The 544-nt window shown below is 69.5% G+C and carries 1 protein-coding gene; it reads right to left on the bottom strand.

Going from position 1 to position 544, the window contains the following annotated elements:
- A partial coding sequence (locus GWE18_RS41995; RefSeq protein ID WP_275191318.1) for a phosphopantetheine-binding protein occupies window positions 1-544 on the bottom strand: 544 nt, incomplete at both ends.

Genomic DNA, 544 nt, shown 5'->3' with positions numbered 1-544 from the left:
CGGCAGAACCTCAACCCGGGGCTTGCCCTCCGGTGCGACAAAGACACTGCGCAGCGCCTCGTGACGGGCAAACAAACGGTCAAGGCTGCGCTGCCAGGCGCTGCGGTCGAGCGCCCCACGCAGCCGCGAGGCCAGCGGAATGTGGTAGTTCGTGCTGCCCTCGTCCAGCTGCGCCAAAAACCACAGCCGCTGCTGCGCAAACGACAGCACCAGCGGCTCATGACGCGACACGGCCGCAATCGCCGGCAGCTCTTGCGGACCGGAGCGGCTCAACACCTCCACGATGCTTGCCGCCAGCTCCGCCAGCACCGGTTTGGCAAACAGCCCCGTCAGCGGCAGCGCGACGCCAACAGCCTGCGACAGCCGGCTCAAGAGCTGCACCGCCAGGAGCGAGTGGCCGCCGAGCTCGAAGAAGTTGTCGTGGCGTCCGACCCGCTCGACCCCGAGAAGCTCCGCCCAGATCTCTGCCAGCGCCGTCTCGATCGCGCCGCGCGGCGCCGCATAGGCTGCCCGCGCATAGGCATCGTCGGCCGGCGCCGGCAGT

Origin of the sequence: Bradyrhizobium sp. CSA112 (assembly GCF_029051645.1) — a bacterium.
Taxonomy (GTDB): domain Bacteria; phylum Pseudomonadota; class Alphaproteobacteria; order Rhizobiales; family Xanthobacteraceae; genus Bradyrhizobium.
This window is presented reverse-complemented; position numbering and strand designations above follow the sequence as displayed.